The sequence below is a fragment of the Pseudomonas sp. KK18 genome (assembly GCF_037094675.1).
Lineage (GTDB): Bacteria > Pseudomonadota > Gammaproteobacteria > Pseudomonadales > Pseudomonadaceae > Aquipseudomonas.
Window position 1 is genome coordinate 4206824 of the sequence record NZ_CP146605.1, and the last position, 13913, is coordinate 4220736.

Here is a 13913-nt window from a genome sequence, read left to right on the forward strand (position 1 = left end):
GGGGTAGCGGCTACTTGGACAAAGGGCGTATTTTGGTGCCATTCCAAAAAGCCCAGAAGGGCCAAGCCCATGCCTGCAAGCCGATCCGCCCTTTTCGAGCAGCGCCCCGCCGAGCTGGAAGTGATTCTTGCCGAGCCCGAGCATGGCTTTCGCTGGTACGAACATGACTATCCGTTCGAGCTCGCCCGCTGGAACCATCACCCCGAATTCGAAATCCACCTGATCCGCCACGGCAGCGGCAAGCTGGTGGCGGGCGACTATATCGGTGCGTTTGGCGCCGGCCATGTCGCACTGATCGGCCCCGACCTGCCCCACGACTGGATCGGCGACCTGGCCCCCGGCGAGTACCTGACGGGGCGCGATGTGGTGTTGCAGTTCGACGGCGCCGCACTGCTGGCCCTGCGCACCACGCTGCCCGAGCTGGGCGACCTGCAAGGCCTGTTTGACCGGGCCCGGCGCGGCCTGGAATTCACCGGTGAAACCGCCCTGAAGGCTGCGCACCTGCTGGAGTCCATCGGCCCCGCCGAGGGCCTGGCGCGCCTGATTCTGTTCATCCAGTTACTGCATACCTTGGGGCAGGCACCCTCCGGGGAAGCCCATTGCCTGGCCAGTGCCTGCTACACGCCAAGCCTGGATGCGCGCAGCTCGGAGCGTATCCACAAGGCCTTCGAATACCTGATGACGGAATTGACCGGCGACCTGCGGCTGTCGGTGATCGCCCAACGGCTGGACATGAGCGAACCGGGCTTCTCGCGTTTTTTCAAGCGCGTCACCGGTCACGGCTTTATCGACCTGATGCGCAAGTTCCGGGTGCAGCGCGCCTGCCGCCTGTTGCTGCAAAGCGAAATGTCAGTGGCCGATATCTGCTTTGAAGTGGGTTACGCCAACCTCTCCAACTTCAACCGGCACTTTCGCATCGAGATGAACCAGACGCCCAGCGAATATCGCCGGGAAACCGCGATGTACCTGTTTAACCGCAATGATGATCAGGCGCTGCCGTTTACCAAGGCACATTGAGCCAGGCGTGCCACTTCCAGCTCCCTATCGGCGCGGTGTCGCTGGTCATCCTCCAGAAACCACGCCGCCGACAAACCGGCGTGCGCCACCACCCATTGCAACAGGCGCTGGCGCTCCAGGCCCGCAGCCCCGGCGATGATCTCGACCTGGCGTGTAAATCGCGCCGGATCGGTGCAAGTGGGCAAATCCGGATTGCAGATCAAATTCGCGTAGTCATAGCCACGCTCGCCGGCCACCCGCTTGGGATCAATCGCCAGCCAGCCCCGGGGGCCGAAATCGAGGATGTTGTCGTGGTGCACATCACCGTGCAGCACCACCGGTTCCTGAGGTGACGCCAGCAGGCTGCGCGCCGTGGCGGCACACTCGCGTATCCGCCCGCCTTTACCCTCAGCGGCGAGCCACAGGGAGCGGAACCAGAGCTCCAATGAGTGCAAGCCCGCCGGTGGCGACGGGCGCGGCGCATGCAACAACGCCACGGTGGCGCAGGCAATGCGGCTGGCTTCATCGTCCTGACCGTTGAGGGCCATGTGCATCAGCGAACCCGGGCCGGTTGCGCGCTCCATCACCACGGCATCGCCGTCATGGAAAAACACGCGGGCGGCGCCCTTGCCGGCCCACCAAGTCATCAACTCGCCGCCGAGCTTTTCCTCGGGCTCGCGGGCGATCTTGAGCATCGCCGGCTGCCCATCCCAGCGCACCGGCAGCAGGTCGCTGCCGGGGGTGATGATGGCGTCATCCTCGGGTGTCAGGTTCCAGCGTTTCAAATAGTGATCGAACATCGGGCGGCTCCCAGTGCGAGGTCCTGCAGGATGCCACACACGCCTTTACCCGGTCCGTTACGTTTCTGACCAAAAGGCCGACTATTTCCCACTTTTCTCAATTCCTTCATGCAATTGACACAAATTGGTACAACCTGTGCAAACGTTTGCGGAACGAACTTGGCAACCAGGTTCACCTCAACCCGAAGAATCGGGCCCCAACCGCGTACGAACAGGGATTTTCAATGCAACCCACTTCCAGACGATCCGCGTCGGCTACCCCTTTTGCTGTTTCCCTGCTACTGGCTGCCGTTACGGGAGTACTCAGCGGACCCATTTTGGCGCAGGAAAAACCCACCGATGACTCAGCACAGGGCGAAGCCCTGGCCCCGGAAGCCAGCCCGTCGAAAAAAGGCGTGTACCTGTCGGACTGGTTCAACCAGGACCTGACGGTGATCGGCAGCAAAGACATCAGCTTCGGCCCCAAACCCGCCGATGACGTGTACCTGGAGTACGAATACTTCGGCCGCAAGGGCCCGTTCGAACTGTATGGCTACGTCGACATCCCGAAGATCTTCGGGATCGGCAACAGCAACGACAAAGGCGCGTGGGACCACGGCTCGCCGGTGTTCATGGAGCACGAACCGCGCATCTCCATCGACTACCTGGCCGGTCGCAGCCTGGCCATCGGCCCGTTCAAGGAATGGTATGTGGCGTTTGACTGGATCTACGACCACGGCAGCAACAAGGACAACCGTGCCAACACCTTGTACAGCGGCCTGGGCACCGACATCGAGACCCACTCGCGGGTCAACCTGTCGGCCAACTTCTATGGCCGTTACCAGTGGGAAAACTATGGCGCCAGCAACGAGTATTCGTGGGACGGCTACCGGGCGCAGATGAAATACATCGTGCCCATTGGCAGCTTCGACAATGGTGCGTCGCTGACCTATATCGGCTTCACCAACTACGATTTCGGCTCGGACCTGCATAAAGACAACCCCGCGCGCACCGCCAACTCCCTGGTTGCAACAAACGTGCTGTTGTATTCGTTCACTCATCTGCGTTTCACCCTGGTCGGCCGCTACTTCCACAACGGCGGCAACTGGGAAGACGGCAGCGAGCTGAACTTTGGCGACGGTAATTTCCGCGCCCGCTCCAACGGCTGGGGTTACTACGCCGGCGTGGGCTATCAATTCTGAGTGTGAACAAGGAGCAGTAAATGAAGACCTTTACCCGCCTTTCAATCGCCATCGGCCTGGCCGCCGGGGCGCTGTTGCCGCAGGTCGTGCTGGCCGATACACCGGCCCCGATCAAGCCCAAGGTGATGCTGATCACCATGTTTGCCCCCGAGGCGCAGAACTGGATCGACCGTCTGGAGCTCAAGCAGGAAGTGCGCGTGCCGGGCTTGTCGGCCGAGTATCCGGTGATTCGCTGCAACACCCAGGACGTGTGCCTGCTGGTGACCGGCATGGGCCAGACCAACGCCGCCGCCTCGACCCTGGCACTGGCGTTGTCGCCCAAGTTCGACCTGCGCCAGAGCTACTTCCTGATCGCCGGGATTGCCGGGATCAACCCGCACCACGGCACCATCGGCACCGCCGCGTGGGCGCATTACCTGGTGGAATTCGGTACCCAGTGGGAGCTGGATTCACGGGACGCGCCGAAGGACTGGCCGACCGGCTATATCGGCATCAATACCAAGGGGCCGAACGAGAAGCCGCCGCTGGACTACAAGACCGAAGTGTTCGAGCTCAATCCCAAGCTGCAAGCCAAGGCGTTTGCGCTGTCGCAAAAAGTCGAGCTCAGTGAAAGCAAGGAGTCCACGGCCTGGCGCAAACACTATCCGTACGCGCCGGCCAATCAGCCGCCGCAGGTCACCCAGTGCGACACCCTGGCGGGCAATACCTGGTTCTCCGGGACGCGCCTGAGTGAGCGCGCCGAGGTCTGGACCAAATTGCTGACGGACAATAAAGGCGCGTACTGCACCACCCAGCAGGAAGACAACTCCACCTATGAAGCGTTGCTGCGGGCCAGCCGTGAAGGGTTGGTGGATATCAATCGCCTGGCGGTGGTGCGGGCCGGTTCCGACTTTGATCGGCCGTACCCGGGCTACAGCGAAGTGGACAACCTGCTGAAGTATGCGGACCAGGGCGGATTTGTACCGGCGCTGGAGAACCTGTATCGCACTGGTAATCCGCTGGTACAAGCGATTCTGAAGAACTGGTCGGCGTGGGAAAAAGGCGTTCCCGAAGCCTGAATAAAGATCAAATGTGGGAGCGCGCTTGCTCGCGAAAGCGGTGGATCAGTGCCGAATGTATTGGCTGACACATCGTATTCGCGAGCAAGCCCGCTTGTATGCTAGGACTTGAAGGGAGGAGGAGGGACAAAGCCCGATTCTGACTGTTGGCGCAGTACAGACCGTGGGAGATTTCGCCCCTCCTCCTTTCACCCAAGCGCCGATAAAGAATGCATCTGGCTATGACCGACGATAGGAACAAGCCTGCGCCTCTGGGTGAGCCCTTCAAGTGCTCAAAACCATAGCCCGGAGGAAGTCCCATGGCAATGCCAGTTCCTGTCTCAAAGCCGATCGTTGGCGTCGATGTTGCTAAAAATGAGCTGGTGATTTACCACGCCGAACTCGATCTGCTGGAAGTAATCCCGAACAACAAAACCGCCATTAAAAAATGGCTGAAGGCCCTACCGGGCACCGTGGCAGTTGCGATTGAAGCTACCAACATCTATCACTTGGAGTTCGCTGATCTCGCCTATGAAGCTGGCTGCGTGATCTACATGGTGGGTGGATATGAGCTCAGCCATTATCGTAAAGGTGTGAATATCCGGGCTAAAACCGACGCCCAGGATGCCAAATTGCTCGCTCGCTATTTAAAAAACGAAGCCGATGAACTTCGTCCCTGGACGCCGCCATCTCCTCTGTATCGCCAGCTTTTGAGTCTTTTCCGCCGCCGGGCGGCGCTGGTCCAGGCACGCGTCAGCCTGACTCAAAGCTGGGCGAATGAGCCGTTACTGAAGGCCTCTTTTACCGAGCAGGTGAAGTCGATGCAAAAGCTAGAAGGCCTGATTGAAAAGATGATCGGTGATCGCCTGAAAGAAGCTGGACTGTCGGATCAGCTAAAGCGTTGCTTGACAGTTGAAGGTATCGGTTTTTTGACTGGAGCCCGCTTGGTTACTAGCTTTCAACGAGGTGATTTTAGAAACGCAGACGCTTTCATCGCCTTCTTGGGCATGGATTTACGCGTTTCTAAGTCAGGACAGAAAGATAATCGTCGTAGCTTGAGCAAACGTGGCGACTCAGAAGCTCGGCGTCTTTTGCACAACGCAGCGATGGCAGCTAGCCGAACGGCTGCATGGAAGGAGTTTTATCAAGCGCAACGGGCGCGGGGTTACAGCACCACTCAGGTGCTGGTAATGCTGGCCCGCAAGCTTGCTCGAGTGGTATTTGCCTTGCTAAAAGGACAAAGCGAATACCAACCAAAGGTTGGTTGAGGGTTGCCCCTCAACCATAGAATCTCCCACAATAAGCGGGTCAGGGCAGGAAGATAATCTTGTCGGCACTGCCCTGGTTCACTTGCTCAAAGCACTTCACACCGTCGGCCAGCGACACTTCCCGCAAACCGGTCGGCAGCGGCAACAAGTCCTCATCGAAGAACCGCCCGAACTGCTCCAGCATCACGGCGCATTGCTCGCAGTTGTAGAGCAGCGAATTGATCCCCACCACCGAACCACCCTTGCGATACAACGCCAGGGCCGGCAGTTGCACGTGCCCGTCCACCGGCGCGGCGATGATCGCGATACGGCCAAAAGGCGCCAGCGCCGCCACCGCTGCCGGCAACCAGAAGCCGGTGGTGTCAAAGATCACATCGGCGCCCGTACCGAACAGCGCATTAACCTGCCCTCCCAGCGCTTCCGGCTGGCCCAGTAACAAGCCCTCGAAACCCTGCTCGCGCAAGGCCTCGACCTGTTCCGGCCGACGCACGGCCCCGAGCACCTGGGCCCCACGAATCTTCGCCAGGGCCAACGCCGCGCTGCCTACCGCTCCATTGGCACCAATCACCAATAAGCGAGTGCCTTTGCCGACACCGCTGCGCTCAAGCGCATCCCACGCCGTGGTGTACGGTACGCCGGGACTGGCGGCCTGGGCAAAGCTCAGATGGCTGGGCTTGTGCGCCACGCCCTTGGCCGACACGGTGAGGTACTGGGCGTGGGAACCGTCGGCGAAAAAACCCAGGTCGCGACCGGTGCCCCAGACCTCCTGGCCGACCAGTTCCTGCGGGCCTTCCACCACCACCCCGGCAAAATCACGGCCGGGAATGCGTGGCAACGTGGTGTAGGGGAAACGCCCGAGCACGTTCTTCACGTCGCTGGGGTTCAGCCCGGCAGCCTTGATCTGCACCAGGACTTCACCGGCCGCCGGCACCGGCGTGGCGACATCAACGTAAGCAAGGGCAGCGAGATCGCCGGTGGCGGAAAATTGCAGTGCTTTCATGACCAATATCCATCGAGGTTAAAAAGGGTTTCAGGAGAACCAGGCGCTGACCATTTGCCGGCCCATGGGCCAGAGCTTCTCGCCCATCAGCATGCCCATCAGCCCGATCAGGGCGATGGCAGGAGGCGCAGGCGAGCGAAAGTCCAGGGCACCGTAAATCACGCCGACCAACAGGCCGATGGCCAAGGAAATCAGGTAATTCATGGAACACTCCGCAGCAAGGGTTGATGCGGTCAGTGTAGGGGGCCTGAAACCGAAGCATCGGCCAAGTGCTTCAGGATTTCGGCCAAGCCTCAGACGGGATACTGCGACGGCGCCATCCCCAGTTCACGACGAAACATGTCGCTGAAACTGCTCGGCGAATAACCCAGGGAACGGGCGATCGCGCTGACCGACTGGCCCTGGATCAACTCGGCCACGGCGGTGGCCAACTGCACCTGGCGGCGCCACTCGGCAAAACCCATGCCCAGGCTGTTCTGGAACAGCCGGGCCAGGGTGCGTACGCTGGCGCCGGCGGCTTCGGCGTGCTGTTCAAAGGGAATGTCCAGGGACGGTGACGCCATCACCGCCTGGCAGGCGCTGGTCAGGCGTCGGTCGGCGCCCACGGGCAAGGCGATACGGATCGGCGAGCGCCGGGCCCGTTGCAGTTCCAGCAGGGCCAGGCCGACCACGGCTTCGTAATAGGCCTGGTCCCCCTTGTCGCCCTGCTCCACCAGCGCCACGATCAGTTCGCGCAGCAGCCCGCCGACCTCGATCACTTGCACCTGGCTGTCCAGGGTCGCTGCCAGCGCCGGGCGCAGGTAGATGTTGCGCATCTGCAAGTCCGACACCACGCGAATCCCATGCTCGACACCCGGCGGCAGCCACACCGCGCGCTGGGGCGGTACTACCAGCGCTTCCTGGGGTGTCTCGACCCACATCACGCCGCTCATGGCATACAGCAACTGGCCCCAATCGTGTTGATGGGGCTCGACATACAATCCGCGCGGATAGGTGCGCGCCAAGGGTTGCACGGGGACGGCGTGATCACTGAGGTCGGGAGGCGCGGCAAGGGCCATGGAAGACACATCGTTCAAGTATGGAGCGCCATGATAAGACGTGAACCGGATGATCCGAGTGAATTTTTACCACCTGCGCAGGGTCACTTAAAGACACAAGGAGGGTTTACGGATCCATGACTAACGCAAAACTTTTCGTGATCGACTACACGCTGCATGGCCAGCCCAAGTCATTCATCATCCGCCTGGAAAAACTCGACAACGCCGAAGCCTGGCATTGGGCGAGCTGCGACGCGGGCGTAGGCCGCATCGGGCGCTTTGCCCGTGAGCAGGTGAAGAAGACGAGCCAGCCCCAGGCCGAGAAATTCGGCATCGAAAACGTGCAATGGCGCCGCTCGGATGCGCGCCCCAGCGCGTGAAACTGTAGGAGCGAGCTTGCTCGCGAAGGTCGTTAACGATGACGCGGGGCACCTGGTGCTCCGCGTCGCTCTCGGGTGTTTCGCGAGCAAGCTCGCTCCTACAGGAGGCAGCCGGCGTTAGCCGTGCGCCGACTTGGCACACTCGCACCCGGTCGCCGAAGCACAAGGCTCGCCATGGGCATGATGCTCGGCGCAGCCTTGGCAGCAATAGCCCTTGCCATCCTTCATCACCGCGTTTTTCCCCAACTGGCAGTTGCAGTGGGGGCAGGCACATGTTTTCTCTTGCATGGTCAGACTCCTTTTTCGTGGTCGTCCAGGTGCGGCGAACGCCGACACCTCAAGCAATGACTATAGGCAACGATTCAAGGTTCAAAGGCCCGTCAGTCAGCCCGACGAGCGTTGCTGCGGTACATGAACACCAGGGCCAGCGCAAGGCACAGCATCGCCACGATGCGGCTCCCGGACAGTTCGATCGCCGGGTTGCCGAGCCAGCCGAAGTTATCGATCAGCATGCCCATGCCCAGCTGCCCGACAATCACCGCCACCGTCGCCACTGCCGTGCCGACAATCGGGACCGCGCCGACCATCACCATCATGTACACCACCCCGAACAACGCCCCGGTCAGTTGCCACTTCGGCACGTCCAGCAGGCTGACCGCGTGGGCGGGCTCAAAGAACAGAATCAGCAACCCGGTACTGATCGCGCCCACGACAAAGGTCAGCAGGCTGCTGCGCAATACGCCCACCGCCTGCCCGAGGCGGCCATTGATGGCGGCCTGCACACTCAATACCGCACCGGCGGCCACTACCAATACCAACAACAGAATCAGGTTCATCGCCTTAACCTCGCGCAATCAGAACAAGTGCAACCACGATCAACGCCAATGCAATCCAGCGCTCCACGTTGACCCGCTTGCGGGCAGTGCCAAACCAGCCGAAGTGGTCGATCAGCACGCTCTTGCCCACCTGGCCCGACAAGATCGCAATCATGGTCATCGCGATCCCGATATGCGGTGTCGCCAGGGTCAGCACCACCACGTACATCGGCCCCAGGAAGCCACCGATCAATTGCCAGCGCGGCAGGTCGGTCAACGCCGGGCCCTTTTGCGGGCCGCTGAACAGCAACAGCAAAAACAGGATCGCCGAGCCGACGCCGAAGATACTCAAGGTCGCCCACAAGTGGCCGACCTGTACACCCAGCGGGCCCAGCAAGCCGGCCTCCACCGACAAGCCCATGCCGGCGAAGATCACCAGCGGCAATAGCAACAACCGAAGAAACGTCTTGGGCTTGGCCTGAGCCACACCCGCCACTGAAGAAGCCTGCATACATCACCTGCGCGTTAGAGAGAGGAACAATGGCGCGTATTATCCGGTGGCACTGCTGTGCGATAAATGGGAGCATACCGATAACACCTTTGCGCAATACGCACAGCATGGAGTGATGATGCAGGGTTTGAACGAACTGAGCTTCAAGGCGCTTCGCCTGTTTGTCGCGGTACTGGACTACGGCAGCTTTTCCGAAGTCGCACGCCGCGAAGGCCTGGCGCCCTCCTCCATTTCCCGGCAGGTCCAGTTGATGGAGCAGGCCCTGGGCCAACAGTTGCTGTACCGCCATACCCGTGCGGTCAGCCCTACCGAAGCCGGTCGCCTGCTGGGCCGGCATGCGCGATTGATGCTGGAGCAACTGGAAGCCGCCGGCCAAGCGTTGCAGGAACAGGAAAGCGAACCCAGCGGCCTGGTGCGCATCAATGCGCCGATGGTGTTTGGCCAACGCCACCTCTCGCCGTGGCTTGGGGAGCTGTGTCGGCGTTACCCGAAGCTGCAACTGGATATCCAGCAAACCGACACCTACGTCGACCCGTTGCAAGACGGCACAGACCTGCTGTTTCGCATCGGTGTGCTGAACGATTCCGGCATGCAGGCGCGAATCTTCGCCCCCCAGCGCTTTCGTCTCGCTGCCAGCCCCGGCTATCTGGAGCGTTTCGGTACGCCCCGGCATCCGGACGAACTGGTGAACCACCAGTGCCTGGCCTACAAGGGCGTCACCGGCCAGCAGCGCTGGTTCTTCCGCCGGGACCAGGGCGACTGGACGTCCTACAGCGTCAAGGGCCCGATCACCGGCAACCACGCCGACACCCTAACCCACGCTGCCGAACAAGGCCTGGGGCTGGTGGTGTTCCCGTCATGGTTGATCGGTGAAGGCCTGCGCGCCGGCACGCTGCAGGCGGTGCTCAGCGACTATGAAGTGGCGACGACCCTGGAGCCGCAACAGATTGCTGCGCTGTGGCCGGGTAGCCGGCGGCTGTCGTTGAAGGTGCGGACCGTGATTGATTACTTCGTCGAGTGTTTTGGGGCAGTGCCTTACTGGGACCGTTGAGCAACTGTGGGAAACTATTCGGCCCGCACTGTCGGGAAAAATCCCCCTTCAAGTAAGTCCGATCTGATTTTCCACAACACGGGTCAAAAACCGCTTGCACTCGGGCAGACTTCGAGGAATTCCTTCAGGAGAGACGTCATGGATGCCAGTCATTACCCGTTCGGAAACCTGCAATCGTCCCCGCAAAAATCACCCTCCGCCAGCAGTCGGTTGATCTTTGCCTGCTTACGAAATTTTGGCTATATTTGGCCAAAACCTCGAGAAGACCAAATGATTACCGTACCGTTGGGTGAAGCAAAAAATAATTTATCAAAACTGGTCGATGATGCCGCCGCCGGCCAAATCATCACCATAGCCAAGCATGGGCGGGCGATGGCTCGCCTTGTTCCTGTCGGGAAACCGACAGGCCGGCGAATTGGCGCGATGAAGGGCAAACTGGTGGTGCCGGATGACTTCGATGCGCCATTGCCAGACGACATGCTGGATGCGTTTGAGGGAAACCACCCATGAGAATACTGCTGGATACCCACATCCTGCTTTGGGCCCTGAGCGATGATCCAAAACTGCCAGCGAAGGCCAGAAAGCTGATCGAGAACGCGGCTGAAATTTACGTCAGTGCCGCCACATTCTGGGAGCTGGCGATAAAGGTCGGGCTCGGGAAGCTCAACGTAAACCTGGACGAAATTCGCGAATACTGCCTGGAAAGCGGCTACGTGGAACTGCCCATCACCTCGGAGCACGCCATCGCGGTCAAGGACCTTGAACACCATCACAGGGACCCGTTTGATCGGCTCATCATTGCAACGGCTATCATTGAGCCGATGAAGTTAGTGACAGCCGACCCGATGGTGGCGAAATACACATCATTGGCCGTTTTGACTTAATTCACTTCGCTCAAAACAACCACTGCCCGATCAGCCAGGCATTCGCCCCGCTGATCACCACAAACAAGCTCCAGGCCAGCAGCCGCGTAGGCAAGCTGTTGACGAACGGCCCCATCAGGCGCTTGTCACCCGTCATGCGGATCAGCGGAAACAACGCAAACGGCAACTGCAGGCTCAACACCACCTGGCTGAGGATCAGCAGCTTGCCGATGGCATCATCCCCCATCAGCCACACCCCGAGGAACGCCGGGATCAGCGCCAGGCCACGGGTGATCAGGCGTCGCTGCCAGCAGGGAATGCGCAGGTTGAGGTAGCCTTCCATGATCACTTGCCCGGCAATGGTGCCGGTGAACGTGGAGCTCTGGCCCGAAGCCAACAGCGCAACACCGAACAGCACGCTGGCGAACGCGCCACCCACCAGCGGGTCGAGCAAGTGATAGGCGTCCTGGATTTCCACCACATCAGTGTGGCCGGTCTGGTGGAACGCAGCGGCGGCCAGTATCAGGATTGCCGCGTTGACCAGCAGTGCCAGGGACAGGGAACCGATGGTATCGATACGCGCCAATTTCACCGCGTCCTGGCGGCTGGCCAGGTCCTTGCCGACCAGCCGGGTTTGCACGATGGAGCTGTGCAGGTAGAGGTTATGGGGCATCACCGTGGCCCCCAGTATGCCAATGGCCAGGTACAACGGTGCGGCATCACTGATGGCGGACAACGACGGGGTGAAACCACGAAACACGTCGGGCCAGTAAGGCTTGATCAGCACCAGCTCGATGAAGAAACACACGCCGATAGTCGCCACCAGTGCCAGCATGATCGCTTCCAGCCGGCGGAAGCCTCGATTTTGCAGGGCCAGGATCAGCAAGGTATCGAAGGCAGTGATGACAATCCCGGTGGTCAGTGACACGCCCAGCAACAGGTGAAACGCCAGGGCGCAGCCGAGGACTTCGGCGAGGTCGGTGGCGATGATCGAGATTTCCGCAAGGATCCACTGCACGAACGACGAGCGCCGGCTGTAGCGCTCGCGGCTCAGTTGCGCCAGGTCCTTGCCGGTGGCGATACCCAGCCGTGAGCACAGGCACTGCACCGCCATCCCCGCCAGGCTCGCCAGCAGCACCACGAACAACAGGTTGTAGCCGTAGCGCGAACCGGCCTCGATGGCGGTGGCCCAGTTGCCCGGGTCCATATAGCCGATGGAAATCAGCAAGCCAGGGCCGGCAAACATCAGCGCACGTTTGAAAAACGAGGCACGGGGATCAACGACGATGGAGCCGGCGACTTCCGGCGGGCAGAACGGGGCGGTAGCGATTTTGGGCAGGCTGAATTTCACGCGGGGTACCAGGCTTTCACACAAGACGTGAACGCAGCTTATCAGTCAGACGCAACGGTACGCATCACCGTCTCCCGGGGCAGATCAAATGCCTCTACCACCTGGACCACCAGATCCATCTCCTGGTTCAGTGCTTCACGCTCCAGGCGCTCGCGAATCACCCCGATCACCAGCACCGCCAGGGTGGTGATGGAATACGCGGGGCCGGAAAACGCCCGCACGCCGGTCACCAGCAGCATCGCCGCCGCGAGCGCCTGCCCCACCACCGGAATGGCCGTGGCCGCGCCCCGGCGCAGGATAAACCCGGTCAACCCGGCCAGCGCGGTCCCGCTGAGGGCAGTGGTGGCTGAGCGCCCGACATCGAAACGATTGAAAAAACCCTGTTCCTTTTGTGCCGCGGCCTTCAACTCTGCCTCGAACACTTGGCGATCAGCCTGGCTGAGCTTGTCCTTGTATTGCTCGATCAGCCGCTCGGCAACCTGCAGTTCCAGATCAGCAAGGGCCACTTTCTCGATCGGTTGATCAAACTTGATACCCACCCGCTGCGCCACGTCCTGGGCGATTTCGCGATAGCTCACGCCATGACCACGGGCCAGGTTCATAAAGGTGTCGCCGCCCATGCGCTGCAACTCGATGGCCAGCTTCAAGGGCTCGCGCACGGTGGCGTCGATAGAGGCACTGCGCTTTTGCGCCATCAGCTCGGCGAAAAACTGCAACTCCTCCGGCCGCGCCTGCACCAGCAGCGGGAACAGCTCGACATCCTCTTCCGCAAAGCGCACTTCGCTGCTGCGTTGATCGGCGCGGATCATGCCCCGGCGTTCCTGCAGCAGGTCGGTGTACTGCACCACCGTCTTCAGTTGCGGCCAATACGCGGCGTGGTCGAACGTGGCCAGGTGCACGTTGGCGACCTTGGCCTTGAGCGCCGGTGTCAGCGGGATCGCATAACGACCGATGCAGCGCTCGGTGTCCGGCTTGAGCGCCAGCGCCCAATCCTTGCTCGAGTGGCAGTTGATCACCCGACCGCTGAGCGGCGCCGAGACCAGGTCCCAGGGGCTGGAGGTACAAATCGCACCGCCCATCAGCAGCAGGTTGTTCAGCGGCAACTCACGGGCCACCTCAGGGCTGGCCAGCAGGCTCTTGACCAGGATGCGCGCGCCCAGGGAGTGGCCGATCAGGTTGATCTGCCGCACCTTGATCGACTCGCCATGGAGGTAGTTGGCCAATTCGGGCAGCAGGCTTTTGGCGACCTCATCCACCCGCGCCTCGACGCTTTTGTAGTGGTCGAGGAAATAGGCAATCGCCTTGCCCACCCCGATGGTTGCGGCACCCAGGCTACCGCCACCCAACATCGAGGTAATCACATCCTTGAACGGCGCAAACAGGTTTTCCAGGAAATGCCCTGCCGGCCAGAACAGCATCAGGTTGGTGGAGCCTTCGATGGTTGCCAGTTGCCGGGAGAAACTACCCAGTTGTTGCTGGTTGAAGAACGCCGAATAACCATGCACGTAGAGATTGAGCACATCCCCCTGGGGCTCGCCACACAACACAAACGTGGGCTTGCGGGTGCGGTGCATTTCATCCCACTGGTGTTGCATGTGACGGTGACTCCTGGCGACGACGGAG

General features: G+C 60.8%; 17 protein-coding genes and 1 pseudogene. 9 read left to right on the forward strand and 9 right to left on the reverse strand.

Features of this window, described 5'->3' with window-relative positions:
- The first annotated feature begins 69 nt into the window (after positions 1-69).
- Complete coding sequence (locus V6607_RS18975; RefSeq protein ID WP_134326841.1) at positions 70-1017, forward strand: AraC family transcriptional regulator; 948 nt, start codon at positions 70-72, stop codon at positions 1015-1017.
- Here the strand turns inward: V6607_RS18975 and V6607_RS18980 are convergent.
- Entirely contained in the window at positions 987-1796 is an 810-nt protein-coding gene (locus V6607_RS18980) for an aminoglycoside phosphotransferase family protein (protein ID WP_134326842.1), read from the reverse strand. The genes V6607_RS18975 and V6607_RS18980 overlap by 31 nt on opposite strands.
- 224 nt (positions 1797-2020) lie before the next feature.
- Between V6607_RS18980 and V6607_RS18985 the strand changes: the two genes are divergently transcribed.
- From V6607_RS18985 to V6607_RS18995, 3 genes are all read left to right on the forward strand, one after another.
- Positions 2021-2977, forward strand: a complete 957-nt coding sequence (locus V6607_RS18985; RefSeq protein WP_032899590.1) for a nucleoside-specific channel-forming protein Tsx — start codon at positions 2021-2023, stop codon at positions 2975-2977.
- A gap of 20 nt (positions 2978-2997) precedes the next feature.
- Positions 2998-4035, forward strand: coding sequence for a purine nucleoside permease (locus V6607_RS18990; RefSeq protein WP_134326843.1), 1038 nt, complete (start codon positions 2998-3000; stop codon positions 4033-4035).
- A 299-nt stretch (positions 4036-4334) separates the two neighbouring features.
- Positions 4335-5282: a transposase gene (locus V6607_RS18995; protein ID WP_134326844.1), complete on the forward strand. Its 948-nt coding sequence runs from the start codon at positions 4335-4337 to the stop codon at positions 5280-5282.
- 40 nt (positions 5283-5322) lie between these two features.
- On the opposite strand, the gene V6607_RS19000 is transcribed toward V6607_RS18995, so the two are convergent.
- The 3 genes from V6607_RS19000 to V6607_RS19010 all read right to left on the reverse strand — a co-directional run bounded on the left by V6607_RS19000 (position 5323) and on the right by V6607_RS19010 (position 7340).
- Entirely contained in the window at positions 5323-6282 is a 960-nt protein-coding gene (locus V6607_RS19000; RefSeq protein WP_134326845.1) for a zinc-binding alcohol dehydrogenase family protein, read from the reverse strand.
- A gap of 30 nt (positions 6283-6312) precedes the next feature.
- Positions 6313-6486, reverse strand: a complete 174-nt coding sequence (locus V6607_RS19005; protein WP_003208108.1) for a DUF1427 family protein — start codon at positions 6484-6486, stop codon at positions 6313-6315.
- An 89-nt stretch (positions 6487-6575) separates the two neighbouring features.
- Positions 6576-7340 carry a helix-turn-helix transcriptional regulator gene (locus tag V6607_RS19010; protein WP_008437064.1) on the reverse strand — a complete coding sequence of 255 codons (765 nt, stop codon included), beginning with the start codon at positions 7338-7340 and terminating at the stop codon, positions 6576-6578.
- A gap of 116 nt (positions 7341-7456) precedes the next feature.
- On the opposite strand from V6607_RS19010, the gene V6607_RS19015 reads away from it, so the two are divergent.
- Complete coding sequence (locus V6607_RS19015; RefSeq protein ID WP_003208104.1) at positions 7457-7699, forward strand: DUF6555 family protein; 243 nt, start codon at positions 7457-7459, stop codon at positions 7697-7699.
- Positions 7680-7802: pseudogene (locus V6607_RS19020) on the forward strand (outer membrane lipoprotein carrier protein LolA); the annotation flags it as partial. The gene V6607_RS19015 and the pseudogene V6607_RS19020, both read left to right, overlap by 20 nt.
- Before the next feature lie 14 nt (positions 7803-7816).
- Here V6607_RS19020 and V6607_RS19025 read toward each other — a convergent pair.
- The 3 genes from V6607_RS19025 to V6607_RS19035 all read right to left on the reverse strand — a co-directional run bounded on the left by V6607_RS19025 (position 7817) and on the right by V6607_RS19035 (position 9025).
- Positions 7817-7987, reverse strand: a complete 171-nt coding sequence (locus V6607_RS19025) for a metallothionein (protein WP_008437063.1) — start codon at positions 7985-7987, stop codon at positions 7817-7819.
- A gap of 92 nt (positions 7988-8079) precedes the next feature.
- Positions 8080-8535 (reverse strand): DMT family transporter, encoded by a 456-nt coding sequence (locus tag V6607_RS19030; RefSeq protein WP_003208100.1) that lies wholly within the window; start codon positions 8533-8535, stop codon positions 8080-8082.
- Between the two features lie 4 nt (positions 8536-8539).
- Entirely contained in the window at positions 8540-9025 is a 486-nt protein-coding gene (locus tag V6607_RS19035) for a DMT family transporter (RefSeq protein WP_008437061.1), read from the reverse strand.
- 118 nt (positions 9026-9143) lie between these two features.
- Between V6607_RS19035 and V6607_RS19040 the strand changes: the two genes are divergently transcribed.
- The 3 genes from V6607_RS19040 (at position 9144) to V6607_RS19050 (ending at position 10960) form a co-directional block, all read left to right on the forward strand.
- Complete coding sequence (locus V6607_RS19040; protein ID WP_023658922.1) at positions 9144-10076, forward strand: LysR family transcriptional regulator; 933 nt, start codon at positions 9144-9146, stop codon at positions 10074-10076.
- Positions 10077-10214: 138 nt separating this feature from the next.
- Positions 10215-10586, forward strand: coding sequence for a type II toxin-antitoxin system Phd/YefM family antitoxin (locus V6607_RS19045; protein ID WP_003208094.1), 372 nt, complete (start codon positions 10215-10217; stop codon positions 10584-10586).
- On the forward strand, positions 10583-10960 hold the full coding sequence (locus V6607_RS19050; protein WP_003208092.1) for a type II toxin-antitoxin system VapC family toxin: 378 nt from the start codon (positions 10583-10585) through the stop codon (positions 10958-10960). Before V6607_RS19045 ends, V6607_RS19050 begins: the two co-directional genes overlap by 4 nt.
- Positions 10961-10970: 10 nt before the next feature.
- Here the strand turns inward: V6607_RS19050 and V6607_RS19055 are convergent, their stop codons facing one another.
- On the reverse strand, positions 10971-12290 hold the full coding sequence (locus V6607_RS19055; RefSeq protein ID WP_087694160.1) for an Nramp family divalent metal transporter: 1320 nt from the start codon (positions 12288-12290) through the stop codon (positions 10971-10973).
- 41 nt (positions 12291-12331) lie between these two features.
- On the reverse strand, positions 12332-13885 hold the full coding sequence (locus V6607_RS19060; protein WP_008437056.1) for a DUF726 domain-containing protein: 1554 nt from the start codon (positions 13883-13885) through the stop codon (positions 12332-12334).
- Positions 13886-13913 lie beyond the last annotated feature (28 nt).

Coding starts and splice junctions, on each gene's coding strand:
- V6607_RS18975 (WP_134326841.1), top strand. CDS start 70: ATGCCTGCAAGCCGATCCGCCCTTTTCGAGCAGCGCCCCGCCGAGCTG.
- V6607_RS18980 (WP_134326842.1), bottom strand. CDS start 1,796: ATGTTCGATCACTATTTGAAACGCTGGAACCTGACACCCGAGGATGAC.
- V6607_RS18985 (WP_032899590.1), top strand. CDS start 2,021: ATGCAACCCACTTCCAGACGATCCGCGTCGGCTACCCCTTTTGCTGTT.
- V6607_RS18990 (WP_134326843.1), top strand. CDS start 2,998: ATGAAGACCTTTACCCGCCTTTCAATCGCCATCGGCCTGGCCGCCGGG.
- V6607_RS18995 (WP_134326844.1), top strand. CDS start 4,335: ATGGCAATGCCAGTTCCTGTCTCAAAGCCGATCGTTGGCGTCGATGTT.
- V6607_RS19000 (WP_134326845.1), bottom strand. CDS start 6,282: ATGAAAGCACTGCAATTTTCCGCCACCGGCGATCTCGCTGCCCTTGCT.
- V6607_RS19005 (WP_003208108.1), bottom strand. CDS start 6,486: ATGAATTACCTGATTTCCTTGGCCATCGGCCTGTTGGTCGGCGTGATT.
- V6607_RS19010 (WP_008437064.1), bottom strand. CDS start 7,340: ATGGCCCTTGCCGCGCCTCCCGACCTCAGTGATCACGCCGTCCCCGTG.
- V6607_RS19015 (WP_003208104.1), top strand. CDS start 7,457: ATGACTAACGCAAAACTTTTCGTGATCGACTACACGCTGCATGGCCAG.
- V6607_RS19025 (WP_008437063.1), bottom strand. CDS start 7,987: ATGCAAGAGAAAACATGTGCCTGCCCCCACTGCAACTGCCAGTTGGGG.
- V6607_RS19030 (WP_003208100.1), bottom strand. CDS start 8,535: ATGAACCTGATTCTGTTGTTGGTATTGGTAGTGGCCGCCGGTGCGGTA.
- V6607_RS19035 (WP_008437061.1), bottom strand. CDS start 9,025: ATGCAGGCTTCTTCAGTGGCGGGTGTGGCTCAGGCCAAGCCCAAGACG.
- V6607_RS19040 (WP_023658922.1), top strand. CDS start 9,144: ATGCAGGGTTTGAACGAACTGAGCTTCAAGGCGCTTCGCCTGTTTGTC.
- V6607_RS19045 (WP_003208094.1), top strand. CDS start 10,215: ATGGATGCCAGTCATTACCCGTTCGGAAACCTGCAATCGTCCCCGCAA.
- V6607_RS19050 (WP_003208092.1), top strand. CDS start 10,583: ATGAGAATACTGCTGGATACCCACATCCTGCTTTGGGCCCTGAGCGAT.
- V6607_RS19060 (WP_008437056.1), bottom strand. CDS start 13,885: ATGCAACACCAGTGGGATGAAATGCACCGCACCCGCAAGCCCACGTTT.